Here is a 3587-nt window from a genome sequence, read left to right as displayed (position 1 = left end):
CCACCTAGATTTAATTTTAATCATCCAAAATCCATTGCCCATTTTGCTCAAAGATCAAGGGATTTTTTTTTATGTGTGCGCAAAAATAAAGCAACCTTAAAAGGCTATTTTTATACAATCAAGTCACATCGAACCTCGTCAGTTAGTGGTCACTTACAGTTTTTTTTCAATCCACCACTTATCCACAAGCACTCCCATTTCTTTACCTTGAAAAATATAAGCTGTAGCACTATCTTGTAACCCAACAAACAAATGACCCCTATATGTTGTGTTTGAACTACAATGTATGGGTAGACCAAGATCACAAAGCCGAAACGTAATTTACAAAAATTACACAGAAATACACAAAAACACGGCTTTGTTCAGTTTTGTTAGGGAAATTAAGCAGAATGAACCAACAACTTACTGTTACCAAACGTAACGGGCGCAAAGAAACAATCGATTTAGAGAAAATCCATCGAGTGATCACTTGGGCAGCTGAAGGCTTGCACAATGTTTCTGTATCACAAGTAGAATTGAAAGCTCACATTCAGTTTTACGATGGCATCACCACCACTGACATCCATGAGACAATCATTAAGTCAGCAGCGGATTTAATCTCTGAAGAGACTCCTGATTACCAATATCTAGCAGCACGTCTGTCAGTATTCCACCTACGTAAAAAAGCGTACGGCGAGTACGAGCCACCGGCTCTATATGACCACGTTGCAAAACTGGTTGATATGGGTAAATACGATAGCCACCTAATGGAAGACTACACGAAAGCTGAGTTTGACGAGCTTGACGCGTACATCGACCACAAGCGTGACTTAGACTTCTCTTATGCAGCGGTCAAGCAGCTTGAAGGTAAATACTTCGTGCAAAACCGTGTAACAAAAGAAATTTACGAGAGTGCTCAGTTCCTTTACATCCTAGTTGCTGCTTGTTTATTCGGTAAATACCCGAAATCAACTCGTCTGGATTACATCAAACGTTTTTACGACGCCTCATCTACGTTTAAGATTTCTCTACCTACACCAATTATGTCTGGTGTACGTACGCCTACTCGTCAATTCAGTTCTTGCGTACTGATCGAGTGTGGTGACAGCCTTGATTCTATCAACGCAACAGCAAGCTCTATTGTTCGTTACGTATCTCAACGTGCTGGTATTGGTATCAACGCAGGTCGTATCCGTGCGCTTGGTTCTGAAATTCGTGGTGGTGAAGCGTTCCACACTGGCTGTATCCCTTTCTACAAATACTTCCAAACAGCAGTAAAATGTTGTTCTCAAGGTGGTGTTCGTGGCGGTGCAGCAACCGTGTTCTACCCACTATGGCACGGTGAAGTTCAGTCTCTATTAGTACTGAAAAACAACCGTGGTGTTGAAGAGAACCGTGTTCGTCACATGGACTACGGCGTACAGCTTAATAAGCTTATGTACTCTCGTCTTGTTCAAGGTGGCAACATCAGCCTGTTCTCCCCTTCAGATGTACCTGGACTTTACGATGCGTTCTTCGAAAACCAAGAGCGTTTTGAAGAGCTGTACGTTAAGTACGAAAACGATCCTTCAGTGAAACGTGAAACTGTGAAAGCGGTTGAACTGTTCTCTCTACTAATGCAAGAGCGTGCTTCTACTGGTCGTATCTACATTCAGAACGTTGACCACTGTAATACACACAGCCCGTTTGATTCTGAAGTAGCTCCTGTTCGTCAATCGAACCTATGTCTAGAAATCGCGCTACCAACTAAGCCACTTTCTAACGTGGAAGATGACGAAGGTGAGATTGCACTGTGTACGCTTTCAGCGTTCAACCTTGGCGCAATCAATGAACTCGACGACTTAGCAGAGCTTTCTGAGTTGGTTGTTCGTGCACTTGATGCACTGCTTGATTACCAAGATTACCCGCTTCCAGCAGCATACAAATCGACAATGAATCGTCGTACTTTAGGTGTTGGTGTCATCAACTATGCATACTACCTGGCGAAGAATGGTGTTAAGTACTCTGACGGCAGCGCAAATGGCCTGACTCACCGTACTTTTGAAGCAATTCAATACCACTTACTAAAAGCGTCTGTTGAACTAGCGAAAGAACAAGGCCGTTGCCCATCTTTCCACGAGACCAACTACGCGAAAGGCCTACTGCCAATCGATACTTATAAAAAAGATATCGACTTAGTATGTGAAGAGCCTCTGCACTACGATTGGGACACGCTACGTGAAGAGATCATGGAGCACGGTCTGCGTAACTCTACGCTAACAGCGCTTATGCCTTCTGAGACTTCGTCTCAAATCTCGAACGCGACTAACGGTATCGAGCCACCACGTGGTTATGTATCAGTGAAAGCGTCGAAAGACGGTATCCTGAAGCAAGTTGTTCCTGATTTCTTAAATCTTAAAAACAACTACGAGCTACTTTGGAACATTGGCAATAACGACGGTTACCTACACTTAGTGGGTATCATGCAAAAATTCGTTGACCAAGCTATCTCTGCAAACACTAACTATGATCCAAGTGTTTACGACAGCGGTAAGGTTCCAATGAAGCAGCTGCTTAAAGACCTACTAACTGCATACAAGTATGGTGTTAAAACGCTTTACTACCATAACACGCGTGATGGTGCTAAAGACGACCAAGGCGATGCAGTTCAAGTGCCGGAAGAAGATTGTGAAGGCGGCGGTTGTAAGATCTAAACCGCAATAAACATTAAGACCCCAGAGAAGAGTTATCTTCTCTGGGTTTAAAGCATTAACAGGGTCCGTTTTATTGCGGGTCTTTAAAGGATTTGAGGCATTTATGGCTTACAGTACTTTTTCTCAACAAAAAAATGACCAACTAAAAGAACCAATGTTCTTGGGTCAGTCGGTAAACGTTGCACGTTACGACCAACAAAAATTTGAAATCTTCGAAAAGCTTATCGAGAAGCAGCTTTCTTTCTTCTGGCGCCCAGAAGAGGTCGACGTGTCTAGTGACCGTATCGACTACAACAAGCTTCCTGAGCATGAAAAGCACATCTTTATCTCTAACTTGAAGTACCAAACGCTTCTAGATTCTATCCAAGGCCGCAGCCCTAACGTTGCCCTACTTCCATTGGTATCACTACCAGAAGTTGAAACTTGGATTGAGACTTGGTCATTCTCTGAAACGATTCACTCTCGTTCTTACACGCACATCATCCGTAACATCGTAAATGATCCAGGCGTAGTATTCGACGACATCGTTGAAAACGAAGAGATCCTGAAGCGTGCTAAAGACATCGCGTTTTACTACGATGACCTAATCAAGCTAACGGCTGACTACCACCGCTACGGTGAAGGCAACCACAACATCAATGGCGAAGACGTTAAGATTTCACTTCATGACCTGAAGAAGAAGCTTTACGTATGTCTAATGTCTGTAAACGCACTGGAAGCGATTCGTTTCTACGTGAGTTTTGCATGTTCATTCGCATTCGCTGAACGTGAGCTAATGGAAGGTAACGCGAAGATCATCAAGCTAATCGCTCGTGATGAAGCACTTCACCTTACTGGTACACAGCACATGATCAACTTGCTGCGTAATGGCCAAGATGACTTCGAATTCATGCAGATCGCTGAAGAGTGTAAGCA

Annotated in this window: 2 protein-coding genes; both read left to right on the top strand. The window is 43.4% G+C overall.

All coding sequences use genetic code 11. From position 1 onward, the window contains the following. Positions 1-389: 389 nt before the first annotated feature. Positions 390-2672 (top strand): class 1a ribonucleoside-diphosphate reductase subunit alpha, encoded by a 2283-nt coding sequence (gene nrdA / locus AB4653_RS08720; protein ID WP_009848849.1) that lies wholly within the window; start codon positions 390-392, stop codon positions 2670-2672. A gap of 103 nt (positions 2673-2775) precedes the next feature. Next, positions 2776-3587, top strand: an 812-nt coding sequence (gene nrdB, locus AB4653_RS08715; RefSeq protein WP_372103862.1) for a class Ia ribonucleoside-diphosphate reductase subunit beta, incomplete at its 3' end; no start/stop codon positions are given.

It is taken from the genome of Vibrio sp. 10N.222.48.A3 (assembly GCF_041475345.1).
GTDB classification, from domain to species: domain Bacteria; phylum Pseudomonadota; class Gammaproteobacteria; order Enterobacterales; family Vibrionaceae; genus Vibrio; species Vibrio tasmaniensis_A.
Note: the sequence above shows the minus strand (reverse complement) of the source record. Positions and strands in the feature narration are given on the sequence as shown.